This window comes from Bacillus sp. FSL L8-0528 (genome assembly GCF_038593085.1).
In the GTDB taxonomy this organism is placed as follows: Bacteria; Bacillota; Bacilli; order Bacillales; family Bacillaceae; genus Bacillus; species Bacillus paralicheniformis.
The window spans coordinates 2430221-2456157 of sequence record NZ_CP151961.1; the positions used below are offsets into that span (position 1 = coordinate 2430221).

At 47.6% G+C, this 25937-nt stretch carries 34 protein-coding genes and 2 pseudogenes; 8 read left to right on the top strand and 28 right to left on the bottom strand.

All coding sequences use genetic code 11. The features are described 5' to 3' along the window. Positions 1-24 precede the first annotated feature (24 nt). The 19 genes from MHI30_RS12305 to MHI30_RS12395 all read right to left on the bottom strand — a co-directional run bounded on the left by MHI30_RS12305 (position 25) and on the right by MHI30_RS12395 (position 14558). Entirely contained in the window at positions 25-1497 is a 1473-nt protein-coding gene (locus MHI30_RS12305; RefSeq protein WP_003183145.1) for a spore germination protein, read from the bottom strand. After that, complete coding sequence (locus tag MHI30_RS12310; protein ID WP_003183148.1) at positions 1457-2059, bottom strand: stage V sporulation protein AE; 603 nt, start codon at positions 2057-2059, stop codon at positions 1457-1459. The genes MHI30_RS12305 and MHI30_RS12310 overlap by 41 nt, the downstream gene beginning before the upstream one ends. Positions 2060-2065: 6 nt before the next feature. Further along, complete coding sequence (gene spoVAE / locus MHI30_RS12315; RefSeq protein ID WP_003183151.1) at positions 2066-2416, bottom strand: stage V sporulation protein AE; 351 nt, start codon at positions 2414-2416, stop codon at positions 2066-2068. 1 nt (position 2417) lies between these two features. Next, on the bottom strand, positions 2418-3437 hold the full coding sequence (gene spoVAD, locus MHI30_RS12320; RefSeq protein ID WP_009327956.1) for a stage V sporulation protein AD: 1020 nt from the start codon (positions 3435-3437) through the stop codon (positions 2418-2420). Positions 3438-3449: 12 nt separating this feature from the next. Next, entirely contained in the window at positions 3450-3899 is a 450-nt protein-coding gene (gene spoVAC / locus MHI30_RS12325) for a stage V sporulation protein AC (protein WP_003183155.1), read from the bottom strand. Positions 3900-3912: 13 nt separating this feature from the next. Next, positions 3913-4338: a stage V sporulation protein AB gene (locus tag MHI30_RS12330; RefSeq protein ID WP_003183156.1), complete on the bottom strand. Its 426-nt coding sequence runs from the start codon at positions 4336-4338 to the stop codon at positions 3913-3915. Beyond that, complete coding sequence (locus MHI30_RS12335; RefSeq protein ID WP_026699172.1) at positions 4328-4948, bottom strand: stage V sporulation protein AA; 621 nt, start codon at positions 4946-4948, stop codon at positions 4328-4330. Before MHI30_RS12335 ends, MHI30_RS12330 begins: the two co-directional genes overlap by 11 nt. 167 nt (positions 4949-5115) lie before the next feature. Further along, complete coding sequence (gene sigF, locus MHI30_RS12340; RefSeq protein ID WP_003183162.1) at positions 5116-5883, bottom strand: RNA polymerase sporulation sigma factor SigF; 768 nt, start codon at positions 5881-5883, stop codon at positions 5116-5118. Positions 5884-5895: 12 nt separating this feature from the next. Further along, entirely contained in the window at positions 5896-6336 is a 441-nt protein-coding gene (spoIIAB, locus tag MHI30_RS12345) for an anti-sigma F factor (RefSeq protein ID WP_003183165.1), read from the bottom strand. Then, positions 6333-6686, bottom strand: a complete 354-nt coding sequence (gene spoIIAA / locus MHI30_RS12350) for an anti-sigma F factor antagonist (protein ID WP_020452033.1) — start codon at positions 6684-6686, stop codon at positions 6333-6335. Before spoIIAA ends, spoIIAB begins: the two co-directional genes overlap by 4 nt. 93 nt (positions 6687-6779) lie before the next feature. Next, the gene (locus tag MHI30_RS12355; RefSeq protein ID WP_075754098.1) at positions 6780-7952 is read right to left on the bottom strand and encodes a D-alanyl-D-alanine carboxypeptidase family protein; all 1173 of its coding nucleotides are present in this window, start codon (positions 7950-7952) and stop codon (positions 6780-6782) included. Positions 7953-8109: 157 nt separating this feature from the next. After that, a complete protein-coding gene (locus MHI30_RS12360; RefSeq protein WP_075754382.1) occupies positions 8110-8916 on the bottom strand; it encodes a purine-nucleoside phosphorylase in 807 nt (268 codons plus the stop codon). 20 nt (positions 8917-8936) lie between these two features. Continuing rightward, on the bottom strand, positions 8937-10121 hold the full coding sequence (deoB, locus tag MHI30_RS12365) for a phosphopentomutase (RefSeq protein ID WP_075754096.1): 1185 nt from the start codon (positions 10119-10121) through the stop codon (positions 8937-8939). A 193-nt stretch (positions 10122-10314) separates the two neighbouring features. Then, the gene (xerD, locus tag MHI30_RS12370) at positions 10315-11205 is read right to left on the bottom strand and encodes a site-specific tyrosine recombinase XerD (RefSeq protein WP_023855928.1); all 891 of its coding nucleotides are present in this window, start codon (positions 11203-11205) and stop codon (positions 10315-10317) included. A 6-nt stretch (positions 11206-11211) separates the two neighbouring features. Then, positions 11212-11436 carry a YqzK family protein gene (locus MHI30_RS12375; RefSeq protein WP_023855929.1) on the bottom strand — a complete coding sequence of 75 codons (225 nt, stop codon included), beginning with the start codon at positions 11434-11436 and terminating at the stop codon, positions 11212-11214. A 120-nt stretch (positions 11437-11556) separates the two neighbouring features. Further along, on the bottom strand, positions 11557-12006 hold the full coding sequence (fur, locus tag MHI30_RS12380) for a ferric iron uptake transcriptional regulator (RefSeq protein ID WP_003183178.1): 450 nt from the start codon (positions 12004-12006) through the stop codon (positions 11557-11559). Between the two features lie 118 nt (positions 12007-12124). Next, a complete protein-coding gene (gene spoIIM / locus MHI30_RS12385) occupies positions 12125-12781 on the bottom strand; it encodes a stage II sporulation protein M (RefSeq protein ID WP_075754094.1) in 657 nt (218 codons plus the stop codon). Between the two features lie 112 nt (positions 12782-12893). After that, positions 12894-14240, bottom strand: a complete 1347-nt coding sequence (locus MHI30_RS12390; RefSeq protein ID WP_075754092.1) for a PTS sugar transporter subunit IIC — start codon at positions 14238-14240, stop codon at positions 12894-12896. An 18-nt stretch (positions 14241-14258) separates the two neighbouring features. After that, a complete protein-coding gene (locus MHI30_RS12395) occupies positions 14259-14558 on the bottom strand; it encodes a PTS sugar transporter subunit IIB (RefSeq protein ID WP_003183185.1) in 300 nt (99 codons plus the stop codon). A gap of 263 nt (positions 14559-14821) precedes the next feature. On the opposite strand from MHI30_RS12395, the gene MHI30_RS12400 reads away from it, so the two are divergent. Together MHI30_RS12400 and MHI30_RS12405 are read left to right on the top strand one after the other, a co-directional pair. Continuing rightward, positions 14822-16303, top strand: a complete 1482-nt coding sequence (locus MHI30_RS12400) for an NCS1 family nucleobase:cation symporter-1 (protein ID WP_075754090.1) — start codon at positions 14822-14824, stop codon at positions 16301-16303. Positions 16304-16524: 221 nt separating this feature from the next. Next, a complete protein-coding gene (locus tag MHI30_RS12405; RefSeq protein ID WP_075754088.1) occupies positions 16525-17085 on the top strand; it encodes a GNAT family N-acetyltransferase in 561 nt (186 codons plus the stop codon). Here MHI30_RS12405 and MHI30_RS12410 read toward each other — a convergent pair. The 4 genes and pseudogenes from MHI30_RS12410 to MHI30_RS12425 form a co-directional block, all read right to left on the bottom strand. Further along, positions 17084-17293: pseudogene (locus MHI30_RS12410) on the bottom strand (hypothetical protein); the annotation flags it as partial. The gene MHI30_RS12405 and the pseudogene MHI30_RS12410 overlap by 2 nt on opposite strands. 64 nt (positions 17294-17357) lie before the next feature. After that, positions 17358-17810, bottom strand: a complete 453-nt coding sequence (locus MHI30_RS12415) for a GNAT family N-acetyltransferase (RefSeq protein ID WP_075754086.1) — start codon at positions 17808-17810, stop codon at positions 17358-17360. 20 nt (positions 17811-17830) lie between these two features. Next, the gene (locus MHI30_RS12420) at positions 17831-18994 is read right to left on the bottom strand and encodes a TIGR00375 family protein (protein ID WP_075754084.1); all 1164 of its coding nucleotides are present in this window, start codon (positions 18992-18994) and stop codon (positions 17831-17833) included. Next, a complete protein-coding gene (locus tag MHI30_RS12425) occupies positions 18991-19548 on the bottom strand; it encodes an NUDIX hydrolase (protein WP_142238634.1) in 558 nt (185 codons plus the stop codon). Before MHI30_RS12425 ends, MHI30_RS12420 begins: the two co-directional genes overlap by 4 nt. Before the next feature lie 76 nt (positions 19549-19624). Between MHI30_RS12425 and mciZ the strand changes: the two are divergent. The 4 genes and pseudogenes from mciZ to MHI30_RS12445 all read left to right on the top strand — a co-directional run. Continuing rightward, positions 19625-19741, top strand: a pseudogene (mciZ, locus tag MHI30_RS12430) (Z-ring formation inhibitor MciZ); the annotation flags it as partial. A gap of 100 nt (positions 19742-19841) precedes the next feature. Beyond that, a complete protein-coding gene (locus tag MHI30_RS12435; protein ID WP_075754078.1) occupies positions 19842-20447 on the top strand; it encodes a TetR/AcrR family transcriptional regulator in 606 nt (201 codons plus the stop codon). Positions 20448-20449: 2 nt separating this feature from the next. Continuing rightward, on the top strand, positions 20450-20800 hold the full coding sequence (locus MHI30_RS12440; RefSeq protein ID WP_154495348.1) for a DoxX family protein: 351 nt from the start codon (positions 20450-20452) through the stop codon (positions 20798-20800). Between the two features lie 73 nt (positions 20801-20873). Beyond that, the gene (locus MHI30_RS12445; RefSeq protein WP_075754076.1) at positions 20874-21794 is read left to right on the top strand and encodes an aldo/keto reductase; all 921 of its coding nucleotides are present in this window, start codon (positions 20874-20876) and stop codon (positions 21792-21794) included. 41 nt (positions 21795-21835) lie between these two features. On the opposite strand, the gene MHI30_RS12450 is transcribed toward MHI30_RS12445, so the two are convergent. Next, entirely contained in the window at positions 21836-22069 is a 234-nt protein-coding gene (locus MHI30_RS12450) for a YqkE family protein (protein ID WP_075754074.1), read from the bottom strand. Between the two features lie 156 nt (positions 22070-22225). On the opposite strand from MHI30_RS12450, the gene MHI30_RS12455 reads away from it, so the two are divergent. Continuing rightward, positions 22226-23155, top strand: coding sequence for an alpha/beta hydrolase (locus tag MHI30_RS12455; RefSeq protein ID WP_075754072.1), 930 nt, complete (start codon positions 22226-22228; stop codon positions 23153-23155). A gap of 23 nt (positions 23156-23178) precedes the next feature. On the opposite strand, the gene MHI30_RS12460 is transcribed toward MHI30_RS12455, so the two are convergent. Continuing rightward, positions 23179-23418: a YqkC family protein gene (locus tag MHI30_RS12460; RefSeq protein WP_003183211.1), complete on the bottom strand. Its 240-nt coding sequence runs from the start codon at positions 23416-23418 to the stop codon at positions 23179-23181. A 13-nt stretch (positions 23419-23431) separates the two neighbouring features. Continuing rightward, entirely contained in the window at positions 23432-23755 is a 324-nt protein-coding gene (locus tag MHI30_RS12465; RefSeq protein WP_020452052.1) for an iron-sulfur cluster biosynthesis family protein, read from the bottom strand. A gap of 109 nt (positions 23756-23864) precedes the next feature. Here MHI30_RS12465 and MHI30_RS12470 point away from each other — a divergent pair, with 109 nt between their 5' ends. Further along, positions 23865-24062, top strand: coding sequence for a CDGSH iron-sulfur domain-containing protein (locus tag MHI30_RS12470; protein ID WP_043054379.1), 198 nt, complete (start codon positions 23865-23867; stop codon positions 24060-24062). Between the two features lie 13 nt (positions 24063-24075). Here the strand turns inward: MHI30_RS12470 and MHI30_RS12475 are convergent, their stop codons facing one another. Then, the gene (locus MHI30_RS12475) at positions 24076-25047 is read right to left on the bottom strand and encodes a bifunctional GNAT family N-acetyltransferase/GrpB family protein (protein ID WP_075754070.1); all 972 of its coding nucleotides are present in this window, start codon (positions 25045-25047) and stop codon (positions 24076-24078) included. Next, positions 25044-25418 carry an antibiotic biosynthesis monooxygenase gene (locus MHI30_RS12480; RefSeq protein WP_237562598.1) on the bottom strand — a complete coding sequence of 125 codons (375 nt, stop codon included), beginning with the start codon at positions 25416-25418 and terminating at the stop codon, positions 25044-25046. The genes MHI30_RS12475 and MHI30_RS12480 overlap by 4 nt, the downstream gene beginning before the upstream one ends. Positions 25419-25937 lie beyond the last annotated feature (519 nt).

A 25937-nucleotide genomic window follows, 5' to 3' on the forward strand; every position in this document is an offset into this window, starting at 1 on the left:
GAAAAGCCTCTTCGAATGCCGGCTTCACGGCTGTCTGGAGCGGTTTCTCGGATGAACGATGCTCGGCCTGACTTTTCCCCCTGGAACGGACGTGCGCACGAGAACATGCCAAAACGCTTTTCCATTGAACGGGAGGAGAGGCCATAAGTAAGGCGTTCGCAATGACCTGATCGAAGTCATCACTATAGTTAAGATCGTTAATCCGATGACAAATCCCTCCACTTTAAAAAGCGCCACCAATATCAGCATAAACAGCTTTACCATTTTATTCGCCAGGCTCAGCTCGTAGCTTGGTGTCGTGTAGGCTCCGATTGCCGAGAGGGAAACGTATAAAATGACTTCGGGAGAAAACAAGCCGACATTGATCGCGATATCGCCGATCAATACAGCGGCGATCAGGCCCATTGCAGTCGAAAGCGCCGTCGGCGTATGAATGGCGGCCATTCTTAAAAATTCGACGCCGAGATCCGCCAGGAAAATCTGCATGATAATCGGAATATGGGTGTCTTTATTCAACCCGATAAACGATAAATTATCAGGCAAGAGCGACGGATGAATGACAAACAGCAGCCAAAGCGGCAGCAAAAAGGTGGAGGCCAAAATACCGAAAAACCGCACCCACCTTAAAAACGTCCCAACAGCCGGCGTCTGTCTGTATTCCTCAGCATGCTGAACATGGTGAAACAAAGTGGTCGGTGTGATGATGACGCTTGGCGACGTATCGACGATCACGATGACATGCCCCTCTAAAATATGGCTTGCGGCTACGTCTGCCCTTTCCGTAAACCTGACAAGCGGAAACGGATTGTAGCCTTGGCCGACCAGGAATTCCTCTACCGATTTATCCGACATCGGCAGCCCGTCGATCTTCACATCTTCAATTTCTTTTTTTAATACTTCAACAAGATCGGGATCTGCAACGTCTTCCAAATAGCAGAGGCAGATGTCTGTTTTAGAGCGTTCACCGATATGAAGCATTTTGTAGCGCAAGCGCTCATCTCTGATCCGGCGTCTAATCAGGGCTGTGTTGACGATGATGTTCTCGACGAGTCCGTCCCTTGCACCGCGTACGACTTTTTCTGTATCAGGTTCTTCCGGCGTTCTGCCCGGGTAGCTTCTGACATCGATGATAAAAGCAAAGCCCGCATCTTCGACGATGATGGCAACCAGTCCTGACAACACTTGGTCGACAGCTTCATCAAGCGTTTCCGCTTTTGAAACCTGCTGGTTCAAAAGCCTGTTTTCTACGATGTCTTCGACCTCGCCCGATTCTTTTTCTTTATCATTCAGATGCACCAGTTCTCTTAACAGGTGAATGATGTATTGTGTGTCGCACAATCCGTTGACATAATAAAGCTGAACTTCATGTCCGAGAATAAAGACCTTCCGTACGCCAAGGTCAAAGCTTTCTCCCATGCCGACCCGCTTCTTGAAATACGCTTCATTCTTAGAAGGATCAAGGAATACGTTCGTCTTCTCTTGCTTTTGAGCACTCATGATACCCGCTCCTTTCTAAAATGAGCTCGACCGCTTTCATTGTAATCGGCGAACCTTTTTCCACATCGTCTTTTCTGTTCATCTTACCGATATCACCGATTCCGACAATGATCGGAACATCCAGCTGGTCAAGGCAATAGACTGTATCACCATTCATTCGTTTGACATCGAACTCTTTGACCCCGTGTTTATCGACGCCGTACTCTGTCAGTTCGCCTTCTGCATCGATTGATACATCGACTCTCGTCCACTCTGCATAATGAGTTTTTGAAGCGACGGCGATGACTCCGAGCACCTCGATATCGGGATGCATCGCTACATATTTCATAGCTGTCTCTCCCGGGCCTTCACCTTGAAGTCCGGAATCATCAAACATGACGAATACAGGATCATGAGGGGTTTGCAGGATCATGGTTACAAGCTCCGGTCCTGTTTTAACGCTCGGATTCCCCGCCGATTGGGAAATGCAGCGGCCACCCGTTTTTCTTGCTGCATATTCGATTGCTTTTGCAGCGTATATATCGCCGTCTGTGACCAAAATGACCTTGCGTTTTGCTGGCATTTTCCTTTATCCTTTCGGTTTAAAAATCACGGCAACAAGAAAAGCGAACAAGATAGCGGCAGATATACCGGCAGATGTCAGTTCAAATATCCCCATGCCGATTCCGATAAAGCCATGTTTCTCAGCCTGGTGCATCGCGCCGTGCAAAAGAGAGTGGCCGAAGCTGACAATCGGGACTGTAGCCCCGGCACCGGCAAATTCGATAAAACGGTCGTAAATGCCGAATCCGTCAAGGATCGCTCCAGATACGACAAAAGTTGACATGACATGAGCCGGCGTCATTTTGAAGATATCAAGCAAGAGCTGTCCGATGACGCAAATCAGCCCGCCTGCAATAAAAGCAATGACATACTCCATCTTAAGCGTTCCCCCTTTCGGCCCGTTCAAATACGACGCCATGGGCAATGCATGGTATCGATTCTTTTTGCTGGATGATCGTCGGGCTTAAAAGGGCGCCTGTCGCGACAACAAGCACTCTGTTCAGCCTTCCCGCTTCAATTTCTTTGAAAATATGGGCAAAGGTGACGACCGCGGAACAAGCGCATCCGCTTCCACCTGCAAAAACTTGCTGGTCAGGCGTATAGATCATCAGCCCGCAGTCATTATGTTTTGTCCCGACATTGATTCCTTCCTCTTTTAACAGATCCTTCAAAATCGGGCTGCCGACGCCTGAAAGGTCGCCGGTTAAGATCAGATCGTAATCATCAGGGGTGCGTCCCAGATCCTCCAAATGCTGCTTGATCGTATCCGCAGCAGCGGGTGCCATCGCCGACCCCATATCTTGCGAATCGGTAATCCCCAAGTCGATAACCCTTCCGACAGTTGCGCTTGTAATTTTAATTCCGCCGGGCTGCTGGCTGAGGACGACCGCTCCGCTTCCGGTCACTGTCGAAGTCGCGGTTCCCGGTTTTTGCCCCCCGTATTCCGTCGGGTAGCGGAACTGCCTTTCTGCCGTAGCATTATGGCTGCTGGTTGCCGCTAGGGCGCGCTTTGCGAAACCCCCGTCAATCAACGCCGAACTGATCGCGATCGATTCCATTGATGTCGAGCATGCTCCAAATAAGCAGAGAAAAGGAATTTTCAAATGCCGCGCCACATAGTTGGCTGTCACGTTTTGGTTGAGCAGATCGCCAGCCAAAAAGATATCGATGTCTTCCTTTTTAAGATTTTGTTTTGATAACGCGGACTGAACCGCATCCTCCATCAGCTTGCGCTCTGCCATTTCCCAGTTTTTCTGGTTGCAGTGCATTTCATCATAGCTTTTGTCAAATAAGTGTCCAAGAGGACCTTCTTTTTCTTTGGGACCGACCGCTGTTCCGCTTGAGTTAACAAACAGCGGGTTCTCGAATTCCCATGTTTGTTTTCCTGTTAATTTCATGATGTTTTCCTCCTAAAACAGCTTGTCAAAGGCAAAGCGGATCATCCCCACAATATAAGCGGCCACAACACCGAACACGATGACGTTTCCCGCAAGCTTGAACATGTTTGTCCCTACGCCGAGGACGTAGCCTTCGCTTTTATGCTCCAGCGCTGCGCTCGTCATACTGTTGGCAAACCCTGTAACCGGAACGGCAGAACCAGCGCCGGCAAACTGTCCGATTCTGTCGTAGACGCCAAGGCCTGTTAACAGAGCGGAGATCAGGATCAGCGTGGCAACCGTCGGGTTCCCGGCCGTTTTTTCATCAAAATGGAACACAGCCATATAAAAATTCTGGAAAGCCTGGCCGATCGTACAAATCAGACCACCGACGAGAAATGCCTTGATACAGTTCAGGACATAAGGCGGTGAAGGCTGATACGCTTTAACTTTCGATTGATAATTATCTTTCAAACTTGACATCATAATCCTCCTTTTATGACAAATGAACAAAAATGAGCCATTGGAACATCGATCCGAGAATCTTGCCGAAAACAATGGCCATTAAAAGTATCAAAATCCGGTCTCCCATCCCGATGCGTTTCGCCAGTATCGGCAGCACGTTCAAGACTTCTGTTAGCGCCGCTGCAAGCATTCCAATGAAAACGCCCGCAAAAAGGCCGATCGGAACAAGCAGCCATTTGGATAAAAAAAAGCGGGACATGTTCAGCGATTCCCATCCTCCGAAAACCGCGCCTAAAATGACAGCCCATTCATACGCCTGGATAAATCCTTTTGTTTTCGTCAGCTGAGTCAGCCTCGGGATAATGCCAAGCACGGTAAGAAAAGCGACAAAGCCGGATCCAACAGCAACCCCTCCTGCGAGTCCGAGAAAGATGATAAATATCACGCTAATGATCATGAATATCCTTTGTCGTTTCTTTGTTTTCGTGCATGGCCACATAATGGTCCAAATCAAGCTGATATTTAAACATCTCGACCTCCAGGGGGCTGGGCTCCTCGTTAAACCGTTTTTTAAATAAATGATTAAAAAACAAGATCATGCCGAGGCCGAGACCGATGCTGTACGGAACCTGCAAAAGGTATGGATAGCGGTTCACCTTGCCCGTCACCATTTCGTAAAGCAGGATGTGCACTTCCCTCATGCTGACATCTTCATGAAAGTTCATGACGGCAAGGCCGGCACCGACGAACAAGAGCAGCCAGACGGCGATGAAAAGCACGGGCGACAGACCCCTTTTCGGATATTGGATCTCCACGATGGTTTCAGAACCGCCGACGGTTTGGACATCAAGGTCAGGAAACGATTTATGTACAGCTTCAATCACCTTCATCACGTCCAGCACCACCATGCTTTGATCCGCTTTGCTGACCTGATAAATAGGCAGCCGTTCAAGCTTTTCTTTGTATCCGCGGTCACCCGCTACCTGTGCGATATGGCCGAGCAAAATCAATTCATCCGGATCTGCCTCAAGCCGGTGGCGGAGTCTGATAAAAACTTGACGTTCCATCTGGGTCACTTCCTATATGATGGTTATAGTTGTAGTATGAAGTACATCCCATTTATCATTCAGAAAGGCGCAAAAGACCATAAATTACCACACAAAAAAACCGGAACGCTCCCAAGAGCGTCCGGTTTTTCATCGGACATCCGAGGCTGCCTGCAACATGAGCAGCCTCAGCTTTCAAAATGGTCCATCTGGTTTTTGATTTGCTTTAAAATCTTTTTCTCAAGCCTCGAGACTTGCACCTGGGATATGCCGAGGCGGTCGGCAACTTCAGATTGCGTCTTGTCTTTGTAATACCTTAAATAAACAATCAGCTTTTCCCGTTCATCCAAATCCTTGATGGCTTCCTTCAAAGCGATTTTATCGAACCACTTCTCTTCCGACTGATCGGCGATTTGGTCCAGAAGTGTAATCGGGTCCCCGTCGTTTTCGTAAACCGTTTCATGAATGGACGAGGGAGAGCGGACCGCTTCCTGGGCCATCACGACCTCTTCTGAACTGATTTCGAGATAATCGGCGATTTCCTGAACGGTCGGAATCCGGCCGTTTGACTTGGAAAGCTCGTCTTTCGCCCGCCGGATTTTGTTGCCGAGTTCTTTCAGCGAGCGGCTCACTTTGACGGTTCCGTCATCTCTGATAAACCGCTGAATCTCGCCGATAATCATCGGAACGGCGTAGGTGGAAAACCGAACGTCATAGGAAAGATCGAATTTGTCCACCGACTTCAAGAGGCCGATGCAGCCGATTTGAAAGAGGTCGTCAGGCTCATAGCCTCTGTTCAAAAAACGCTGAACGACAGACCAAACAAGACGCATGTTTTTTTCTATGAGGAGGTCCCTTGCTTTTTGATCGCCGTTCTGGCTGTTTTTAATCAGTTCTTTCACTTCATGGTCTTTAAGCTGAGTGTTCTGGTTTTCTTTTTTAACCTCCACATCCATAACAAATCTCCCTTAATTGCAAAGCGCTTTGCTTTTTGATAAGTGCTTTGTTAAGTGTATTGTGGTTCCCATCTCAGGTGAGGAGTCGATCGAAATATCATCCATGAAATTTTCCATGATCGTAAAGCCCATTCCCGACCGCTCGAGTTCAGGCTTTGTCGTGAACAGGGGCTGGCGCGCTTCTTCAAGATCAGGGATGCCGACTCCTTCGTCGCGGATCGTTAAATAGACAATATGGTCCTCGAGAGTGACGGAAATATATACGTTTCCCTGCCCTGAGTTTTCATAACCGTGAATGATCGCGTTTGTGACCGCTTCGGATACGACCGTTTTAATTTCGGTCAGTTCATCCATCGTCGGGTCAAGCTGAGCGATAAAAGCAGCGACTGTCACCCGTGCAAACGATTCATTTTGGCTGAGCGCTGTAAACTGAATGTTCATTTCATTTTTCATGACGCCACCCCCAACGTTTCAAGTGCACGCTGCTCTGATTGCTCAAGGCGAATGATTTTAAACAGCCCGGACATATCAAATAAACGTTTGACAGCAGGGGAAATGGCGCAGACGATCATTTCTCCGCCGAGCTGCTTAATCTCCTTATATCTGCCGAGCACGACGCCAAGCCCTGAACTGTCCATAAACGAAAGGTCTGCAAGATTCATGACAATATGGCGAATGCCGGATTGTTCCAGATGGTCACTGACTTGTTTTCTCAAGGTTTCTGCTGTATGGTGATCGAGTTCACCTGTCAACCGAATGCATAGTACGGATTCTTTGACGTGAATATCGATTCCGAGGCTCATCCTCATTCCTCCTTGGTTTAAATCGGATAATGAGTGTTTCGCTTCAGACTTAATAAATTCCTTCACCGTGACAAAACTAGTGACCGTTCGGCATTATTCACTCCACTTCGTCCAGTGGGTCATCGTTCGCTTGAACATCGTCCACATCCCTGCTTTATCCATGTCTTTTTCCGCGACAAGAGGGCTTTCAGCGAGAACCTTTCCGTCCTTTTTCAATACGAGCGTCCCAAGCTCTGTGCCTTTTTTGACAGGGGCCTGGATATCTTCCTTCTGTTTGATTTCTTTTTTGACAGATTCGATATTTTCGCCTTTTTTCGTCAAAAGGGAAATCGGTTCCGATGTGACAAGGTTTATTTTTTGCTCACGGCCTTTATTGACCTTCAAATCGGAAATAATTTCATTGCGTTCATACATCGGATGCGTTTCATATTGGCTGAACGCAAAATCAAGCATTTTTGTGATTTGGGCATTTCGCTCTTTCGGCGTGCTGGCTCCAAAAACGACAGCGATGACGCGCATGTTTCCTTTTTTCGCTGAAGCTGTCAGGCAGTACTTTGCTTCATTAGTAAAACCGGTCTTGACTCCGTCAACGCCGGGATAAAATTTGATGAGGCGGTTTGTGTTGACGAGCCAGAATTTTTTATCAGAGTTTTCTCTTAGATAGTCTTCATACGTTCCCGTAAATTTCGTGATGTTTTCATATTTTAAAAGCTCTTTCGCCATGAGCGCCATGTCATAGGCTGTGCTGTAGTGGCCTTCTTCAGGCAGACCTGTCGTATTTTGAAAAGACGTATCCTTGAGGCCGAGCTCAGCGGCTTTTTCATTCATTCTTTTGACAAATTCCTCTTCAGACCCGGCAATATGCTCTGCCATTGCAACAGAGGCATCATTACCCGAGCCGATGGCGATCCCTTTCAGCATATCTTCAACCGTCATTTCTTCGCCGGGCTCAAGGAAAATTTGCGATCCCCCCATTGAAGCGGCATACTCGCTTGTTCTGACTTTGTCTTTCATTTTGATCTTGCCTTCATCAAGAGCTTCCATGATCAACAGCATGGTCATCACTTTTGTCATGCTGGCCGGGGGAAGCTTTTCACGGCTGTTCTTGTCATACATCACCTTACCGGTATCCCGCTCGATTAAAACGGCAGATTTTGCATCATCAGCAAGCTCCGACGGTTTCTTTGCGCTTTCCTTTGCAAACGCCGGCGGCGCAGTCATCAGGATTATCGTAAAAATCAGCAATTTGGATAAATGACGTTTCATCACCCAGACCTCCATTTCGTAATCCTCTCTATTTTTTCCAATCCGGTTGGATTTATACGGATTGATTGGAAAAAGTTTCTCCTCAGTCAAAAAGAAAGAGCCAATGCAGGTTCTTATTTGAACTTGCATTGGCTCACATTTCAATTTCGCTGAGGTTTTAGCCGATTTTGGCGACGGCCGCTTTAACAAACCGTAAAAAGTCGGCTTTTACTTTTTCGGTAACTTCGATCACTTCGTCATGGGAGAGCGGCTGATCGAGGATTCCGGCTGCCGCGTTTGATATACACGAAATACCGAGCACGCGGAGGCCCGCATGTTTTGCCACGATGACTTCCGGAACCGTTGACATGCCGACGGCATCCGATCCGATCGTTCTGAGGAAGCGCACTTCGGCAGGCGTTTCGTATGTAGGTCCTGTGACGGCTGTGTAAACCCCTTCTTGTACACTGATATTCAATTCTTCGGCTGTTTTTTTCGCCAAGAGGCGCAGTTCTTTATCATATGCGGATGACATGTCAGGGAACCTGACGCCCAGCGAGGAATCGTTCGGCCCGATCAGCGGATTCGTTCCCATATAATTGATATGATCGGATATGATCATCAAATCGCCGGGACGGAACGATTCATTGACGCCGCCTGCGGCATTGGTCACGATTAAAGTCTCGATTCCGAGCTCTTTCATGACACGTACCGGGAAGGTTACCTTGTCCATTGAATACCCTTCGTAAAAATGAAAACGCCCTTGCATCGCGACGACTTGCACATTTTCAAGTCTGCCGATGACAAGCTGTCCGGCATGCCCTTCAACAGTGGAAACAGGAAAATCCGGGATGTCTTCATATTTAATGCGAACGGCGTCTTTTATTTCATCAGCAAGCACGCCAAGGCCCGATCCCAAAATCAGGCCGACTGCCGGTTTGATTTCTGTTTTGCTTTTAATATAGTCTGTGGCATTTGCAATCATCTGTTTCACGTCGTTTCCTCCTATTTCAGCAGGGATAAAAAGCTTTTTCCGTACTTTGGCATATTCGTTTTAAAGTTGTCGGCAATCGTCGCGCCGATGTCCGCGAATGTTTCTGCGAGCGGAAGTGCACCGGGCTTTTCGTGCTTTTTGCTGTATACAAGAAGCGGCACGTACTCCCTTGTATGATCTGTGCCATGGTGAACCGGATCATTGCCGTGGTCGGCGGTAATGATGAGCAGATCGTCTTCACGCATCTTTTCAAATACTTCAGGAAGGCGCGCGTCGAATTCTTCGAGCGCTTTTCCGTATCCTTCAGGATCGCGGCGGTGTCCGAACAGCGCGTCAAAGTCCACGAGGTTTACAAAGCTGATCCCTGTAAAATCTTTGTCAAGCGTTTGCACCAGCTTGTCCATCCCGTCCATATTCGACTTCGTTCTAAGCGATTCTGTAATGCCCTCGCCGTCGTAGATATCGGAGATTTTGCCGATCGCAATCACATCAAAGCTGTCATCTTTCAATTCATTCATCACGGTTCTGTCAAACGGCTTCAGCGCATAATCATGGCGGTTCGGCGTCCGTTTAAATTCGCCCGGCTTGCCGACAAACGGCCTCGCAATGACGCGTCCGACCATATATTTCTCGTCAAGCGTAAGCTCGCGCGCGATCTCACAGATTTTGTACAGTTCCTCGAGAGGCACGACTTCTTCGTGTGCGGCAATCTGCAGAACGGAGTCCGCTGAGGTGTAGACGATCAGCGCGCCGGTTTCCATATGCTCCGCACCGAGCTCATCCAAAATCGCAGTGCCTGATGCAGGCTTGTTTCCAATCACTTTTCTTCCGGACTTCTGTTCAAGTTCATGGATCAATTCGTCCGGAAAACCTTCGGGAAACACCCGGAAAGGTTTGTCTATGTAAAGCCCCATTATCTCCCAATGACCAGTCATCGTATCTTTTCCGTTTGAGGCTTCTTTCATTTTGCCGTAATAGGCAAGCGGCTCTTCTGCCTTTTCGACACCTTTGATTTCTCGGATGTTGCTGAGTCCGAGCTTCGACATGTTCGGCAGGCTGATGCCTCCCATGTGTTCGGCAATATGGCCCAATGTATCTGCGCCTTTGTCATTAAATTTATCGGCATCAGGCGCCTCGCCGATTCCAACGGAATCCATCACAATTAAAAATACGCGGTTGTAATCAAATGCAGGCATTTGTCGGCCTCCTTTTTTTCTTTCTGTCAGCTGTTGGCTGTCACGCTTGGCATAAAAAAACCAAAATACCGCTATTAGCCAAGTATAAACCGTTTACACAACAGTTGACAATACGAACGGGAATAGTGAGAAACTTCCCGCAATTTGCTGCTCACTCAACATGAAAAACCGTGCTTTCGCCTCTTCTTTTAGGCTATGCACGGGGATGGTATTGCTTATATACGTCTTTCAGCCTTGTTTTCGTCACGTGCGTATAAATTTGCGTCGTCGAAATGTCGGCGTGTCCGAGCATTTCCTGAACGGCCCGGAGATCGGCTCCGTTTTCGAGCAGGTGTGTGGCGAATGAGTGCCTCAGCGTATGCGGCGTCAGCTCTTTATTAATTCCCGCTTCCAAGGCGATTTTCTTTAAATTTTTCCAAAATCCCTGCCGGCTCATCTGTCTGCCGTGGTGATTCAGAAACAGGGCGTCTTCGGAATTTTTTTTCAAAAGCTTTCCCCTCGCTTTTGACAGATATTCGCCGACCGCATGTGACGCCGCTTCGCCGAGCGGAACGATCCGCTCCTTTCTTCCTTTCCCGAAGCAGCGGATAAAGCCCATCGATAAATGGACATCGGACAGCTTTAATGCGATCATCTCGCTGACGCGGATTCCTGTCGCATACAATAACTCCAGCATCGCTTTATCGCGGTAGCCAAACGGCCCCGTCAGCTTCGGCGTATCCAGAAGCGTTTCGACTTCCTGTAATGACAGCACCTTCGGGAGCGTCCGTTCCGTTTTTTGTGACTCAATATGGACGGACGGGTCCTGGGCCGTTACTTTTTCCCTCAGCAAAAACTGGTGAAAACTGCGGATGGAAGCGAGATGCCTCGCAATCGTCTTACCGGATTTTCCGGCGTCTTTTAAATGCTTTAAAAACTGGATGATGGTAAGCCTAGTCACCTGGTCAAAAGAGCTCAGCTGCTCCTGTTCCTCTAAATAGGCGGCGTAGCTGTTCAAATCCCGTTCATAGCTCACAACCGTGTTGTGGGAAAGCCCCCGTTCAACAACGGCATAGTGGATAAAGTCTTTAATATGAACTTTCACGCTATCCTACTCCCCGTTTAAATAAAAAAAGATTAACCGGTTAAACCAGCTGCCCTGCTCGTCCCCTTCCATCGAGGCGACCTTGAGGGCTGCTCCTTCAGGTTTATCATACCGATGATAGTTTTCATACTCTGAATTTATCCATATCATAGCATAATAAAACAAGACGGTAAAACCGGTAAACAGCACGAACACCTTGATCATATCGGCAGCCGTTTTCAGCATTTTCATACGGTTTCAGGTCCCTTCTTTTGATTCGATTACTAAAACTTATGCCAAATGAGACAAGTTTTATACGTCTGAATCAAAAAAGAACCCGCTCATGGCTGAAAGGGTTCTCTCCGGTTTAGACTATTCCGATTCCTTTTGCTGACAGTCATGACAGATGCCGTGGAACGTCAGCCTGTGGTCTTTTATTTTAAATTTCCAATCCTTTTCAATGATTTCTTCCACGTCTTCAAGCAAATCTTCTTCAATCTCAACAACCGAACCGCATTCCATGCAAACGAGGTGGTGATGGAAATGGGCGGCACCTTCTTTACGGAGGTCATATCTTGACACACCGTCGCCAAAATTGATTTTATCCACTACTTTTAATTCAGTTAACAGTTCAAGAGTCCGATATACTGTCGCAAGACCAATCTCAGGAGATTTCTCTTTTACGAGGAGGTATACATCTTCTGCGCTTAAATGGTCTTCCTCATTCTCAAGCAGCACCCTTACAGTAGCCTCGCGCTGAGGGGTGAGTTTATAGCTGGAAGAATGCAGTTGCTTTTTAATCCGATCAATACGTGTTTCCATTGACTTTCCCTCCTACGCCGCATTACCTAGCTTATTATAACAAAACAAGCGCAGGGAGCCAACTATAATCATTATAAATTGAGAAACAAAATGAATATTTTTTAATAATTATTATAAATTAATGCTGTTTCGGCAAGACGTACTCCGTCAGCTTTTCCATCAACACCGGCGAAAGATATGCTTCAAAGGAAGAGGATATAAGAGACATCCCGAGAATCAGGACGAGCACAAAAGCGTAGCGGCCAAACCAATGGACAGGCGCTTCTGCAAGGCTGCGTTTGACAAAAAGCTGGCGGATGAGCCTCATCGAAAAAGCGATGGCGCAAGTCCCCATGATCAAGTAAGCCGGGATCAGCAGAATATTTTGCGGGAGCACGGAGACAAAAGACAGGAAAAAGCCGTTGATTCCCATTTGATTGACCAGAAAGCCGACTGTAAATCCGACGACGATCCCTTTTAAGAAGACCATGATAAAAATGACGGGCAAGCCGATGATGGAAATCCCGAGAATCCACATTAAGCCTAAATATTTCATATTATGAAGAAAGCTCTGCAAAAACATTTCCTTTGAGCTGGCTGCTTTTCCTTCGGAAAGCTGTCCAAAAAATCGATTCAAATAGTAGAACAAATCTTCTTTTTGACCGATCGTCATGCTGTTGACGATGACCGCGCCGAAAATCACACCCATTAAAAACAGCACTGAAACAAATAAATAGATCGACAGATGGTCCTTCATATGTTGAAAGATGAGCTCTTTGATTGTGGGCTTCCGCATGTATCTTCCTCCCAGACGTGCTTTTGATTTTAATAGATTGTATGAGAGAAAAGAGAGCCGCATGACTTTTTTTGAAAAAAGACAGGCGCCCGTAAAAGGCGCCCCGATAACGTTATGATTCCTCCCTGTTTTCCGAAGAATGCTCCCTGTCCGTATTCACAGTCTTGTTGGCTGCCATTACAAACGGCAGATAAATCACTGTTGAAATGGTGAGGCAAAGAAAGCCGACCCCGAGCGCAAACCAGTTTCCTCCGGTCCCGAGAAACGGAATCAACGGCCCGGGCGTTGTCCACGGAACAGCGTATGCGATCGGCGGAATCAGCTGAAACTTGATGAACAAGTAGCCGATGACAGTGTTGACTGCCGGAACGATGATAAAGGGAATCATGAAGATCGGATTGAGCACGACTGGAAGTCCGAAAATAACAGGTTCATTAATGTTAAATATCCCCGGCCCGATCGAAAGCTTGCCGATATCTTTATAATCCCGGCGCTTTGAAGCGATGAATATTGCGATCAAAAGCCCCAGCGTCATGCCTGATCCCCCGTAGTTTGCAAAGGCGTCATTCAGCGCCCATGTTTCAGGAAACGGAGCGTTCCAGGCAGAGCCTGTTTTGGCGGCAAAAGCGAGATTTTCAAGGTTTGCTTCGGCAAAGATCGTTTCTCTGATCGCCGCGATTGTATTCGGACCGTGAATGCCGAACAGCCATAAAAAGTTGGCGACGATTCCAAGAAAAACAACAGTGAAAATATTCGTTCCCATCTCTCTCAACGGCGCCTGCAGCACGGTATATACCAATTCATGCAAACCGTTTTTCGACAGAGACATCAGCGCAAAGCTTAACAACGCAAAACCAATCGTAATGAAGATGATCGGAAACAGCACTTTAAATGTCCGGGCAACCGCAGGCGGCACCTGCGGAGGCATATGAATTTGCAGGCGCTTAGCATTTGAAAGCCTGCTGAACACTTCACCGACGAGGATCCCGATGATTAAGGCGACGAACAGTCCTTGGGCGCCGAGCCACTTCGTCGTTAAAAAGCTCTCGTTTTCGATCAGGCGGTACGGTGAATAAATGATAAAATAACAGGATACGGCCGTTAATCCGGCTAGCAGTTCATCCGCTTTCATTGAGATGGCTAAATTGCGTGCGACGAGAAACACGACAAATATCGACATAATATCGAGCGACCCCCGCAGTACGGGGGTAAAGACCGACTGATAATCAGCCAAGTTCGGAAATATCTTTTCAAGGAACAAAATGTTGGCGATAAACCCGTCCGGAGATAAAATAGCAAAATTCAATAAAATGATAATCGATCCTGCCATAATAATCGGAAATGATAGAATAAAAGCATCTCTGATCGCACATATATGGCGCTGTGAGTTCAGTTTTGCAGCAACGGGAACCAAAAACCGTTCCACGTTCCGCTCAAACTTCTCCATAAACCCGCTCATCCCTGTCTCCCCTCCTTTTTATTTCATCAGCTGCAGCGCTTTTTGCAGCACAGCTTCGCCGTTCATGGTGCCGTAGTCGCGCATGTCGATCACCTGAACCGGTGTGTCTCCCGCGCTCGCCTCAACCTGTGACTTTTGGTACCTGACTTGCGGCCCCAGCAATACGACGTCCGCGCTTGACGCGGCGGTCCCGGCTTCGGATACAGGCAGTGCGATGATGTCGACCTCTTCGTTCAGCGCCTCGGCATGCTTTTTCATTCTGCTGACAAGCAGGCTCGTTGACATGCCGGCCGCGCAAACCAATAAAATTTTCTTCATTATTTGTTAACCCCCTTCAGTTTCACCTTTTTCTCCGCTGATCAGAAAACGCTTTCATTATAATACGGAGTAATTTCAACCTGGTCTTTTATCCTATGATCGAGATAGACAACTGTTTCATAAAAATCAATATTTTTATAACGGTTTCAAACGGCTCGTTTAGTCAACCTCAACAAACGCATTGAAACATTTGTTTAGTTTATCTAATGAATTTTTCAGAATAATAAGTTATATTTTTCCTTAAAAATAACCGGAGGGATTACATGAAATCTGTCCATTATGAAAAAGTTCAATCAGACCGCACACTCTCAAACAGCGACCTGCAGCCTCTGAAGCCTGAGGAACGCACATGGAAAGCGGTCAATTTCGCATCGATCTGGATGGGCTGCATCCATAACATCCCGACTTACGCAACGGTTGGCGGACTGATAGCGATCGGGCTTTCTCCGTGGCAGGTGCTTGGGATTATCGCTGTCGCTTCGGTCGTGCTCTATGCAGCCCTCGCATTGAATGGACATGCCGGCGCAAAATACGGCGTGCCTTTTCCCGTGTTAATCAGGTCTTCTTTCGGGATATACGGGGCTAATATTCCGGCGCTCCTCCGAGGCTTTGTGGCGATTATGTGGTTCGGCATTCAAGCGTTTGCGGGAAGCATGGCGCTTAACATCCTGATCTTAAATATGTGGAGCGGCTGGAAAGACATCGGCGGCGATTGGAACTTGTTTGGATTGCATTTATCGGGTCTTTTGTCATTTGTTTTCTTTTGGGGAATTCATCTGCTTGTCCTCCACCACGGGATGGAGTCGATTAGAAAGTTTGAAGTCTGGGCCGGTCCGCTCGTTTATCTCGTCTTTGGCGGAATGGTGTGGTGGGCGGTCGATATTGCGGGAGGACTCGGTCCGATTTATTCGCAGCCGGGAAAATTTCAGACATTCGGCGAATTGATTTGGCCGTTTCTTGCCGGTGTGACGGGGATTATCGGCATATGGGCGACACTCATTTTGAACATTCCTGATTTTACGAGGTTTGCAGCCTCTCAAAAAGAACAAATCAGAGGGCAGTTTTACGGTTTGCCGGGCACATTCGTTCTGTTTGCATTTGCAAGCATTACCGTCACCTCCGGCTCACAGGCTGCCTTCGGGGAGCCGATTTGGGATGTTGTCGATATTCTCGCCCATTTTGACAACCCGTATGTGATCGCGCTTTCGGTCATTACACTTTGCATCGCCGCCATTTCGGTAAACGTTGCAGCGAATATTGTCTCGCCGGCCTATGACCTGGCCAATTTTTTGCCGAAATATATCGATTTTAAGCGAGGCAGCTATTTGACAGCTGTTTTGGCCCTGTTCACTTTCCCATGGGAGCTGATGGAGAATGAAGCGAGCGTGTTTTCGTTTCTCGGCACAATCGGCGGCATATTGGGGCCGGTCGCAGGCGTTATGCTTGCCGATTATTTTATCATCCGGAAGCGCACGCTCTGCCTCGAAGATCTCTATTCTGCAACCGGGCAGTACATGTATTATAAAGGCTATAATTACAGGGCTTTTGCTGCGGTTGCTCTCGGAGCGCTGATGTCTCTGATCGGCTCTTACATCCCCGCCATGAAGCCGCTTTATGACGTCTCCTGGTTTTCGGGCGTGCTGATCGCTTCCTTCGCCTATATCCTTTTGATGCGCATCCATCCGCCGGCCTCCATTTTAAATGAAACGGCTCAATACGAAGACGGAAGAAAAATAAGCGGATAATTAATATGGGAAAAAAGATTTTTTGCTAGAGAAAAACGCCTTTTCTTCTGTCCGCTTTTTTTCAGAGGCCGCTTATGATAGACTCATATCATCAAATATTTTCCACAATTCTACAGAAAGAGACGATGCAAACGGGAGCCGAGTGCGGCAGTTAAGCCGTTTCGGATCACGTCGTTGCGATGGCAAGATTCCATGAATAACGTCTGCAGGAGGAATACGCTATGAATCCGATACTGCTTGATTTTCCGGACAGCTTTGAAACGGAGCGTCTGCTGATCAGAGCGCCGCGCGCCGGCGACGGCAAGGCTGTATATGACGCTATTACAGCTTCGTTTTCAGAGCTCAAGCCGTGGATGCCGTTTGCAAGGGAGATACCCGAGGAAGAACATGTAGAAATCAATGTCAGGCAGGCACAGGCCGATTTTATTCTGCGTAACGATTTACGGATGCATATTTTCCATAAAGAAACGGGGAAGTTCGTTGGCAGCACAGGCCTTCACCGCATGAACTGGAAAGCGAAACGGTTTGAAATCGGCTATTGGCGCAGTTCTGAATTTGCCGGACAGGGGTACATGACAGAAGCGCTTAACGGACTGATTGATTTTGCGAGGGGACACATCAAAGCCAAGCGGCTTGAGATATGCTGTGACAGCATGAACACGAAAAGCAGAAAAATGGCGGAGCGCCTCGGTTTTAAGCTGGAGGCCGTTTTACAAAGCGATGACCTTTCGAATGATTTAAGCGAACATCGGGACACATGCATGTATTCGCGCATCTTCTAAAAAAAGAACCCTTATAATCTTCATGAAGCAAATCATAAGGGTTCTTTCGTTTATGTTTCATATGCAGCTTTGCAAGCTCTTCCCGCCTGCTTTTCGTTTTTCTGACGTGCGTGCTGAAGTCAGGCGCCTTGCCTCTTGATGCGGCGGCATCTCTGCCTGTGTTTCTCAACATGTGCTCGCGCTTTTTCCTTGCCTTGCTTTTGGCCATGTTCCCCACTCTCCTGTCAAATTTTTACCTTACTATTATAGAAAGGCGGGGTTCTGAACGCAAGTCAAACGGTTTCTGCCGTTTTGATCATATCCACATGCGGAATGCCGTCCTCCATATAGATGTCTGATATTGCTTTAAATCCGAAGGAGCCGTAAAAGGAACGCAAATGATTCTGGGCGCTGATCTTGACTCTTTTTTCTCCCCGCTCGCCTTCCAAAAACCGGAGCGCTTGATCAAGAAGCGTCTGCGCATATCCCTTTCCCCTGTCCTCTTTGCGGACGATCACCCGGCCGATTGATGCCTCCGGGTAAGCCGTACCGCTCGGGAACAGCCTGCAATACGCAGCGATCTCTCCTTCTTGGCTCAGAAATAAATGGTGTGCCCGCTCATCTAAGTGATCAAGCTCGTGATACGGACAGTTTTGTTCAACGATAAAGACGTCTATTCTAAGCTTGATGATGCGGTACAGCTCTTCCTTCGACAATTCCTCATACGATTTTAGTTTCCACTCCATCCCTTTTTCTAAAGCCCCCTTCAGCTCTGCACTTTTCCATAGGTTCCGCCGCCTCCGGCTTTCAGCTCTAAATCCCCGTTCCTTGCTTTGATCACGAGCTCAGCCGTCTGCGGACGAATGGTTTCTTTTAGTTCGCCTTCTTTTACCCGGTGAAGGATATTCATCTCAGTGCCGAAAGCATCTTTCAGCTTCTGAATCGTTTTCGGACCGATGCCGGGGATCAGCTGCAGCGGAACCTGGTGAACGTACGGCGGGCGTTTGACCGGGCTTTTATCCTGATCGTAAAGCTCCGTTAGACGTGTGCTGACGCCTTTTGTAAACTTTCGGCTTCCGCACGCTTTACACACCGTTTCACCTGCCTCCTGCAAACGGCCGCATGTTTCACAAGCGGTTTGAAAATATTTGCCCAGCTGCGGATTCATTCCGTAATTGGCGGCAATGCAGCGCCCCTCTTGTCCTTTTAAAGCAAGTGAAAACTCTTGAAAGCTGGCATGTTTAATGTGGAGCTTATTATACTCCCTGCCGATTTTCCCAAGAGAATGGGCGTCCGAATTGGTCAAAAATGCATAAGGATTCAGTTCGGATACGTGTGAAGCCATATCGGTGTCGCTGCTCAGCCCGAGTTCAACCGCATCAATCATCTTCGGATCAAACACTTCTTGCAGCGAAAATTTGACTCCTTTTCCATACAGGCTCTTATGCGGTGTAAAAATGTGCGCGGGAATGAACAAGCCGCCGAGTTCTTTCACTTTCCGCTGAAGACCGATGCCCGTCTCATAGATGCGCTGGGAGCTCAAGTGGATATTCGTCACCCTTTCCGAGAGCCAGGCGGAAAACTGCTTCATTGCGGAGATCGACGGCATAAATGCCAGCACATGAATCGGGCCGCGGCATCTGTCATCATTGATTTCCAATTCAGCCCCGCACAGAAGCACGGTATCTTTATACTTGATTCCGCCGTCTTCAAGCTCTGTATAACGGCCTGAAGACACCCCTTTTTCAATTTCCGCCAGCACCTCCGGTGAATGACAATCTATAATGCCGATCAGTTCCATTCCTTTATGTTCGCTTGCTTCAATCAAAATTTCGTCGAGCGTAAGCGTTCTGGCAGCCGTTATCTTAACGGGCCGGCCTGATTCCGTCCGCCCGATATGGATATGCATGTCTGCGAATATTTCTTTCATTTTTTTGCTTGCAGGGCCTTTCTCAGCTCCAGATACTGCACGGCATAAGCCGTTTTCGCATCATAGATGTCCTGAGTTTCCATCAGTTTCAGCGCGCCTGTAAGCGGCACCTCCATTACTTCTACAAATTCGTCTTCATCAAGTTCGCGCTTTTCTTCAAGCGGTGTCAGCTCTTCGGCAAGATACAGGTGCACCAATTCGTCCGCAAAGCCCGGCGATGTGTAAAAAGCGGTGATTTTCTCCAGCTTTGCCGCCGTGTATCCCGTCTCTTCCTCAAGCTCCCGCAGCGCGGTATATTCAGGTTTCTCTCCTTTTTCAAGCTTACCTGCCGGTATTTCAACGATCGCCCGTTCAAGCGCTTTTCTGTACTGCTTCACCAAAATGATGTTTCCTTCATCAGTCAAAGCAAGCACCGCAACAGCGCCCGGATGCTTCACGATTTCGCGCTTTCCCGTTTTACCGTTCGGCAGTTCGACGTCTTCAAGATAAAGATCGATCACCTTGCCTGAAAAAAGTTTTTCTTTACATATGGTTTTCTCCTCTAAATGCTTCAGTTTGATCATCTCCTAAGTTCTGCTCTGGCTTTTGATCCCATACATTTTATCATACACCATGGAAGGGGGACGCGCCATGAAGGTCTACCGGCTGAACAACCGCATCGTCATGTCGGGCAAAGCATGGGAAATCCGCGCCAAGCTGAAGGAATACGGACGACTGTATCACTATGTGAGAGACTGGCTTTCTGAAAAAGAAAATCGAATGATTTTGATTGACATCAAGAAGGATCGCATGAAATAATACTTTTTAGTAACATTACTCAGAAGTATTATTTTGGAGGCGGATGGATGTGGGAAATGAAAAGGGACGCAAAGGCAAAGAAAGCCGGAAGCGGCTGCTCGCAGTCGCTGCAAACGAATTTGCAAACCGGGGATTCCATGAGACGAAAGTAAGTACGATTGTCAAAAGAGCGGGGCTGACTCAGCCGTCTTTCTACTTATACTTTCCAAGCAAAGACGCCATCTATAACGAGCTGATCAATGGCTTTCACGCGAGCTTAAAAAATCTGATCGAATCGTTTCGTTTAGAAAAAGGAATCGAGAAAAAACTCGTCTCAAAACGGGTAACGGCCGCTGTCGAGGCTGTATTTCGGTTTTTGGCAGAGGACCTGGATTTGACCCGCATCGGTTTTTTTCTCAGCCCGGAAGCATATGAAATGAAAAAAGATTTAACACTGGCCTTGAAAGAAAACTTGAAAGCAGAACAGAAGCTTGGCTACTTCCGGTCCGGCCTGGAAATGGAGACCGTTGCCGAATGCCTGACAGGCATGATTGAGCACCTTGCCGATATCTATTTGCTTAACGGATCAAAAGACCCGTCAAGTCTCGCAAAACAAATCACGGATCTTTTGATCCACGGGATGCTCGTTAATCCGCAACATCCAGAAACGGAGTGAACATGGTGGCATTTGTTTTCGTAAAAGCAGGATTGGCGGCATTTATGCTGACCGGAGGCGTAATCAAGACGCTGCACGTTCCTTTTCAAGTGGAACATTGGCGCCATTATCAATACCCGCTGTGGTTTCTTTCAGTTACAGGATTTCTCGAAATCGCCGGAGCGCTCGGCATGATCGGCGGAATTTGGAATGTGCATCTGGCTGTCGGCTCGGGGCTGTTGTTCTCCCTGCTTATGACAGGCGCCATTCATGCCCACCTATTCCGGGCGCGGCAGCCTTTTTTCACGGCCATCCCTGCCGCGGTTTGTTTGATTTGCGCCCTAAGCGTTATCATCTTCGAGCTGTACTTCTGATTCCGATGCCGATGGGTTGAAAACTTTGCTCCTTTGTATTACGTTCAAAGTAAGAAAAAAAGGAGTGAAGCTTATGAAAAAAAGGACGCTCGGACATTCCGATTTACAGGTGAGTGAAGTCGGCCTCGGCTGCATGTCTCTCGGAACAGACAAAAAGCACGCACTGTCAATTTTGGATGAAGCTTTGGAGCTTGGCATCAATTATTTGGATACTGCCGACCTGTACGATTTTGGACGCAACGAAGAAATTGTCGGTGAAGCGATCAAATCAAGGCGCCAAGACGTGATCCTTGCGACAAAAGCAGGAAACCGCTGGGAGGAAGGAAAACCGGGCTGGTTCTGGGATCCCCGGAAAGCGTACATAAAAGAAGCCGTCAAGCGCAGCTTAAAGCGGCTGCAAACCGACTACATCGATCTTTATCAGCTGCACGGCGGCACGATTGAAGACAATATCGACGAAACGATCGAAGCCTTTGAAGAATTAAAACAGGAAGGCGTCATCCGCCATTACGGCATTTCTTCAATTCGGCCGAACGTCATTAAGGAATACGTCAAAAAATCAAACATCGTCACGGTCATGATGCAATACAGCTTGTTGGACAGACGGCCTGAGGAATGGCTTTCTCTCCTTGAAGAACATGGAATCAGCGTGATTGCAAGAGGACCTTTGGCAAAAGGGATCCTGACAGAAAAACCTCTGTCAGACGCAAACGCCGCGATCAAGAAAAACGGCTATTTATCATATTCCTACGATGAACTCGTTAAAACAAAAGCGGACATTGAAAAAACGGCACCTGATTTATCCGCGACCGAAACCGCGATGAAGTATATTCTCGCCCAGCCGGCTGTCGGCGCGGTCATCCCCGGGGCGAGCAAAATCTCCCAGCTTCGGGAAAACGTTGAATCTGTCGGCGGACGCGCTCTGACAGAACAGGAAATCAAAGCGCTCCGCTTTTATACAAAACGCGGCGTGTACACTGCACATCGCGAATAAAGCAATAAGAAAGCCCCGTCTCTTGGTCAGACGGGGCTTTCTTACTTATACTTCCTCCAATCGTCAATTCCGCTTTCGTTGAGGAGTTCTTCAAAGCTTTTGTTTTTTTCCCTTTCCTGTCTTTCCTTGATGAGCCGCTCTTTCTCACGCTCTTTTCTTTTTTCGTCCTCCTCTTTCAATTCGCTCTTCATTTGCTGAAGTTTATCTTTCAAATCGTCGGCGAGTGCATCTTTCAGCAGCTGCCGGGCATTTGGGTCTTGTTTTTTCTTTCCCATATCCTGTCCTCCGTTCTCCCTGTTTGTGATGATAGTTTATCAGGAATCTAAAAGTTCAGGCAAGCCGTCACTCGGGGAGCAGCCTCTCTCGGCAAATGCCAATCGCTGTGTGGTATGATAAAGTGAGAAGCATTTAAGAAAGGAAGAATACATCAGATGTTAATTTGGCTGGCTGCTATCGGGGCGGTTTTGCTGTTTATTGCCGCGCTCGGAATCTATTTTACGAATCAAATCATGTACATTAAAAAACGGACAGACGAATACATTATCGAACGGGAAACGGCCGACGGCCATTATGATGAAAAAGCTTTTGCCGCTCTCCCGAAAGAAGAAATCATCCTCGCTTCTTCTTACGGCTACAATATTAAAGGATACTACGTCCATCCGCACAAAACGAAAAACACCGTGATTATCTGCCACGGGGTGACGATGAATCTGCTGAATTCGATCAAATATATGAATCTGTTTCTTGATCTCGGCTGGAACGCCGTCATATATGACCACCGGAGGCACGGCACAAGCGGCGGAAAAACGACGAGCTACGGATATTATGAAAAAAACGATTTGAAAACGGTTGTCAATTGGCTTCGGGAAAAACACGGCGAACACGCGCTGATCGGCATTCACGGCGAATCGATGGGCGCTGTCACGACGCTTCTTTACGCGGGAATGGACGATGCCGACGCTGATTTTTATGTGGCCGACTGTCCGTTTGCCACATTTGAGGATCAGCTCGTTTACCGGCTGAAAGAAGATTTTCATCTTCCGGGAGCTTTCATTTTGCCGCTTGCCAGCCTCTTTTTGAGATGGCGGGACGGCTACCGCATCGGTGATGTCTCCCCTTTATCCGTCGTCGGGAAGATCAAAAAACCGGTGCTGTTCATTCACAGCAAACACGACGACTATATCCCGGCTGAATCGAGCGAAATGCTTTACGAGAAGAAGCCGGGGGAGAAAAGGCTTTATATCGCTGAAAACGGTGCACACGCGATGAGCTATACCCAAAACAGAAACAGCTACAAAAACACGGTGCGGGATTTTCTTCAAGAGATCACAAACCGGCGCAAAGAAGGCGAACGAGCATAAGTCTCGTCCGCCTTCTTTTGATGCTACAAAATATCCGTAATGTCGCTCATATGATCGCCGATCCAGGAGATGGCCGTCTCAATTGTATCGAATTCCTTTGTTTCAAAAGTCATTTCATCCTGAAGAAGCCAGACATCCTTTTTGACGGACTCTGTCCCTCCGATTGACCAATGAAGCAGTGTATACGGATGATTTTGATGTAAAAAGGACGCCCATGTTTTATTTTGAGCGGTTTGCTTTAAAGATTTTACCTTTTGATTCAAATCGAACGCCACCCTATTTCACTAAAATACTCATTCTGGGAGAAAGCACCTGTGCCGGACTTTTCAGCATCAAGGCACCCGCTTTCTCATAATAGTCGATGGTCATCGCTTCATCAAAAAAGACTTTTTGCGATGACTGAATATAAATCGGAAGCCCGTTTGTCTCAAGGGGCTCGCAACTTCCCGATAATTCGTCCGTCAGCCACAGAACCGGCACGCCGCTGACCGCGCATCCGCAGCCCTCGGAATCATAGCGGAGCTGGATCTTTTTATCAGGGTAAGGCTCTGTTGCCCGTTGAATGGCTTGTTTTGCCTGTGCAGTGATTTCAAGCTGCATGATATCATCCTTCTCTATTTCGTTTACGGACATTGTACCACAGGCGCGGGAAAAAGCGCATCGTTTCCGGCTGTCAGGCATAAATATGAAGAGATTCGGAGGTGGAATGATGCCCAAAAAAGTGCAGATTAAAGTGATGGACAACGGCGGTTTCCGGGTCACGGGAGACGTCGAACTGATCGATATGGAAGGAAACCCGTTCCCTGAAAAACCCGCTTTTTCGCTCTGCAGATGCGGAAAATCACTGAAAATGCCTTACTGTGACGGAAGCCACAAAGGAACGTTTGACTCTTGTGTCAGAGCCTGAAGCAGGAGGGGGCTTACCTGTCCTCCCCTGCCTTTTCCCATTGTTCAGCCAAGCGCTCAGTCTCTTTTATCCAGCCGTTTTTGCCGTCAACATAGCCTGCCATGTCAAGCGGAAACATCTCCGCCAGCTTCATCTTCAGAACAGCATATTCTTCGGCCCGCTCCGGATGCGAGATTAAATAATCCCGAAACGCGAGATGCCGTCTAATATCGGGATGCCCGCTTTCATACAGATGGACATGGTGTGTACGGTTCCGTCCTCCTTTTTGAAAGAACCTTCTCCCCGGAATTCCGTTTTCCCCCTTCGATTCATAGCCAAGTATTTTCATCCCCTTTTCGAAGCGGGCGGCGGAGCCGAGATCGTTTACTTCGATCAGTATGTCAATGACAGGCTTGGCGCTCATCCCCGGAATTGACGTGCTTCCAATGTGGTGAATATGCAAGACTTCATTCTGGAAAAGCGCTTCAAGCTGCTTTTTTCCTTTGAAAAATTTGCCTTTCCACTCCTCTTGATAGGAGACGACTTTAACCTTTCTCGGCGCATGCAGCGTCAGTCTTGAAAGAACAATTCCTTTTTCAGGTTCATACTGCTCAATCTCGGAAAATCCCAATTTCTGATACAGCGCTTTTGCCGGTTCATTCCCCGCTCCCGTCGTCACTTCAAACGCTTCCGCTTCCTTCTCCATCAATATATAACGAAGCAATGCCATCGCAATTCCTTTTCGAAAATGGACGGGATGAACGGCCAGCCTGCAGATCGTCAGCTTTTCGGCTGTATGTACAAAGGAAGCGATTCCGGCTAATTCTTCTCCCTCAAACCAGCCGATGAAAGTTTCACAGGAATCCATCACATCAAAAGCTGTTTCATTCAGCTGCGGAATGCCCTGAAATTGAATAATCTCCGCTTCTCTTTCATAAGCCGGCCTTTGAACATTTACAATGCAGCGGGCCGTGTGCGGGTCTTTATGATTTAACAATTGAATCATTGCATTTCCTCCCCGCTGGTGCCATCTGACGAGGGCCGGCCGGGCCGCTCCGAAATTCTCGCGGCTTCAACTTTTGCGACCCGCACGGCAAAGTCGGAATACCATTCCGTTCGGCCTTTTTCCTTCGCCTGCCGGTGTTCGCTGTGAAACTTCCATTTTTCAATCGCCTCAAGGCTTTCCCAATAGGAAACCGTTATTCCTTTTCCGTTCATGTCCCTTGCGCTTTCTGCTCCTAAAAAGCCTGGCTGTGCTGCGGCAAGCTTTAGCATGTTCGCAGCCGTCTCTTTGTAGCCATGATCCCCGTTTGTTCTGACCGATGTGAAAATCACTGCGTAATACGGCGGCTCCGGCGTTTTTGAAATCATGTTCATCCCCCTTTGGTAAACAGGACTTGATCCTGATCCGGTCTGTCATCATTCGAAACGTCTTTTTTTTACGAAAATCCCGTTTTCCGCTGATAAGCAATCAACACTTTGTTGATATGCAGCGGACCGCTTTGCAGTCGGAAAAAAACTGCACATGAGAGCACAGGCACATTGTTTTCAATGCCCATGTTTTCATCAAAATCTAACCTCTCCTTTCAACATTATACCTGACCATCGGCACAAATGTTCTGCAACTAAGCAATGGATATGCTTCCTTATTATACCGTTTCCTGCTCCCAATTTACCATTTTAATACGTCAGTAGATGAATGGGAGTAAATTCTTAGTTCTAATTCAACAGCACAAATCGATTTGCCATCTCCCTGAAAAGCTTCACTCACCTTGCCCCATAGGATACCGGCGCGCCCAGCGGCAAAAAACCGTTTCATATACTGCTCTTTTTCCGAGTGTAAAAAATAGATAAATTTACACTTCGTTTTCATATGTTCGTTTTATAGAATTGTCG

Coding starts and splice junctions, on each gene's coding strand:
- MHI30_RS12305 (WP_003183145.1), bottom strand. CDS start 1,497: ATGAGTGCTCAAAAGCAAGAGAAGACGAACGTATTCCTTGATCCTTCT.
- MHI30_RS12310 (WP_003183148.1), bottom strand. CDS start 2,059: ATGCCAGCAAAACGCAAGGTCATTTTGGTCACAGACGGCGATATATAC.
- spoVAE (WP_003183151.1), bottom strand. CDS start 2,416: ATGGAGTATGTCATTGCTTTTATTGCAGGCGGGCTGATTTGCGTCATC.
- spoVAD (WP_009327956.1), bottom strand. CDS start 3,437: ATGAAATTAACAGGAAAACAAACATGGGAATTCGAGAACCCGCTGTTT.
- spoVAC (WP_003183155.1), bottom strand. CDS start 3,899: ATGTCAAGTTTGAAAGATAATTATCAATCGAAAGTTAAAGCGTATCAG.
- MHI30_RS12330 (WP_003183156.1), bottom strand. CDS start 4,338: ATGATCATTAGCGTGATATTTATCATCTTTCTCGGACTCGCAGGAGGG.
- MHI30_RS12335 (WP_026699172.1), bottom strand. CDS start 4,948: ATGGAACGTCAAGTTTTTATCAGACTCCGCCACCGGCTTGAGGCAGAT.
- sigF (WP_003183162.1), bottom strand. CDS start 5,883: ATGGATGTGGAGGTTAAAAAAGAAAACCAGAACACTCAGCTTAAAGAC.
- spoIIAB (WP_003183165.1), bottom strand. CDS start 6,336: ATGAAAAATGAAATGAACATTCAGTTTACAGCGCTCAGCCAAAATGAA.
- spoIIAA (WP_020452033.1), bottom strand. CDS start 6,686: ATGAGCCTCGGAATCGATATTCACGTCAAAGAATCCGTACTATGCATT.
- MHI30_RS12355 (WP_075754098.1), bottom strand. CDS start 7,952: ATGAAACGTCATTTATCCAAATTGCTGATTTTTACGATAATCCTGATG.
- MHI30_RS12360 (WP_075754382.1), bottom strand. CDS start 8,916: ATGATTGCAAATGCCACAGACTATATTAAAAGCAAAACAGAAATCAAA.
- deoB (WP_075754096.1), bottom strand. CDS start 10,121: ATGCCTGCATTTGATTACAACCGCGTATTTTTAATTGTGATGGATTCC.
- MHI30_RS12375 (WP_023855929.1), bottom strand. CDS start 11,436: ATGAAAATGCTGAAAACGGCTGCCGATATGATCAAGGTGTTCGTGCTG.
- fur (WP_003183178.1), bottom strand. CDS start 12,006: ATGGAAACACGTATTGATCGGATTAAAAAGCAACTGCATTCTTCCAGC.
- spoIIM (WP_075754094.1), bottom strand. CDS start 12,781: ATGCGGAAGCCCACAATCAAAGAGCTCATCTTTCAACATATGAAGGAC.
- MHI30_RS12390 (WP_075754092.1), bottom strand. CDS start 14,240: ATGAGCGGGTTTATGGAGAAGTTTGAGCGGAACGTGGAACGGTTTTTG.
- MHI30_RS12395 (WP_003183185.1), bottom strand. CDS start 14,558: ATGAAGAAAATTTTATTGGTTTGCGCGGCCGGCATGTCAACGAGCCTG.
- MHI30_RS12400 (WP_075754090.1), top strand. CDS start 14,822: ATGAAATCTGTCCATTATGAAAAAGTTCAATCAGACCGCACACTCTCA.
- MHI30_RS12405 (WP_075754088.1), top strand. CDS start 16,525: ATGAATCCGATACTGCTTGATTTTCCGGACAGCTTTGAAACGGAGCGT.
- MHI30_RS12415 (WP_075754086.1), bottom strand. CDS start 17,810: ATGGAGTGGAAACTAAAATCGTATGAGGAATTGTCGAAGGAAGAGCTG.
- MHI30_RS12420 (WP_075754084.1), bottom strand. CDS start 18,994: ATGAAAGAAATATTCGCAGACATGCATATCCATATCGGGCGGACGGAA.
- MHI30_RS12440 (WP_154495348.1), top strand. CDS start 20,450: ATGGTGGCATTTGTTTTCGTAAAAGCAGGATTGGCGGCATTTATGCTG.
- MHI30_RS12445 (WP_075754076.1), top strand. CDS start 20,874: ATGAAAAAAAGGACGCTCGGACATTCCGATTTACAGGTGAGTGAAGTC.
- MHI30_RS12450 (WP_075754074.1), bottom strand. CDS start 22,069: ATGGGAAAGAAAAAACAAGACCCAAATGCCCGGCAGCTGCTGAAAGAT.
- MHI30_RS12455 (WP_075754072.1), top strand. CDS start 22,226: ATGTTAATTTGGCTGGCTGCTATCGGGGCGGTTTTGCTGTTTATTGCC.
- MHI30_RS12465 (WP_020452052.1), bottom strand. CDS start 23,755: ATGCAGCTTGAAATCACTGCACAGGCAAAACAAGCCATTCAACGGGCA.
- MHI30_RS12470 (WP_043054379.1), top strand. CDS start 23,865: ATGCCCAAAAAAGTGCAGATTAAAGTGATGGACAACGGCGGTTTCCGG.
- MHI30_RS12475 (WP_075754070.1), bottom strand. CDS start 25,047: ATGATTCAATTGTTAAATCATAAAGACCCGCACACGGCCCGCTGCATT.
- MHI30_RS12480 (WP_237562598.1), bottom strand. CDS start 25,418: ATGAACATGATTTCAAAAACGCCGGAGCCGCCGTATTACGCAGTGATT.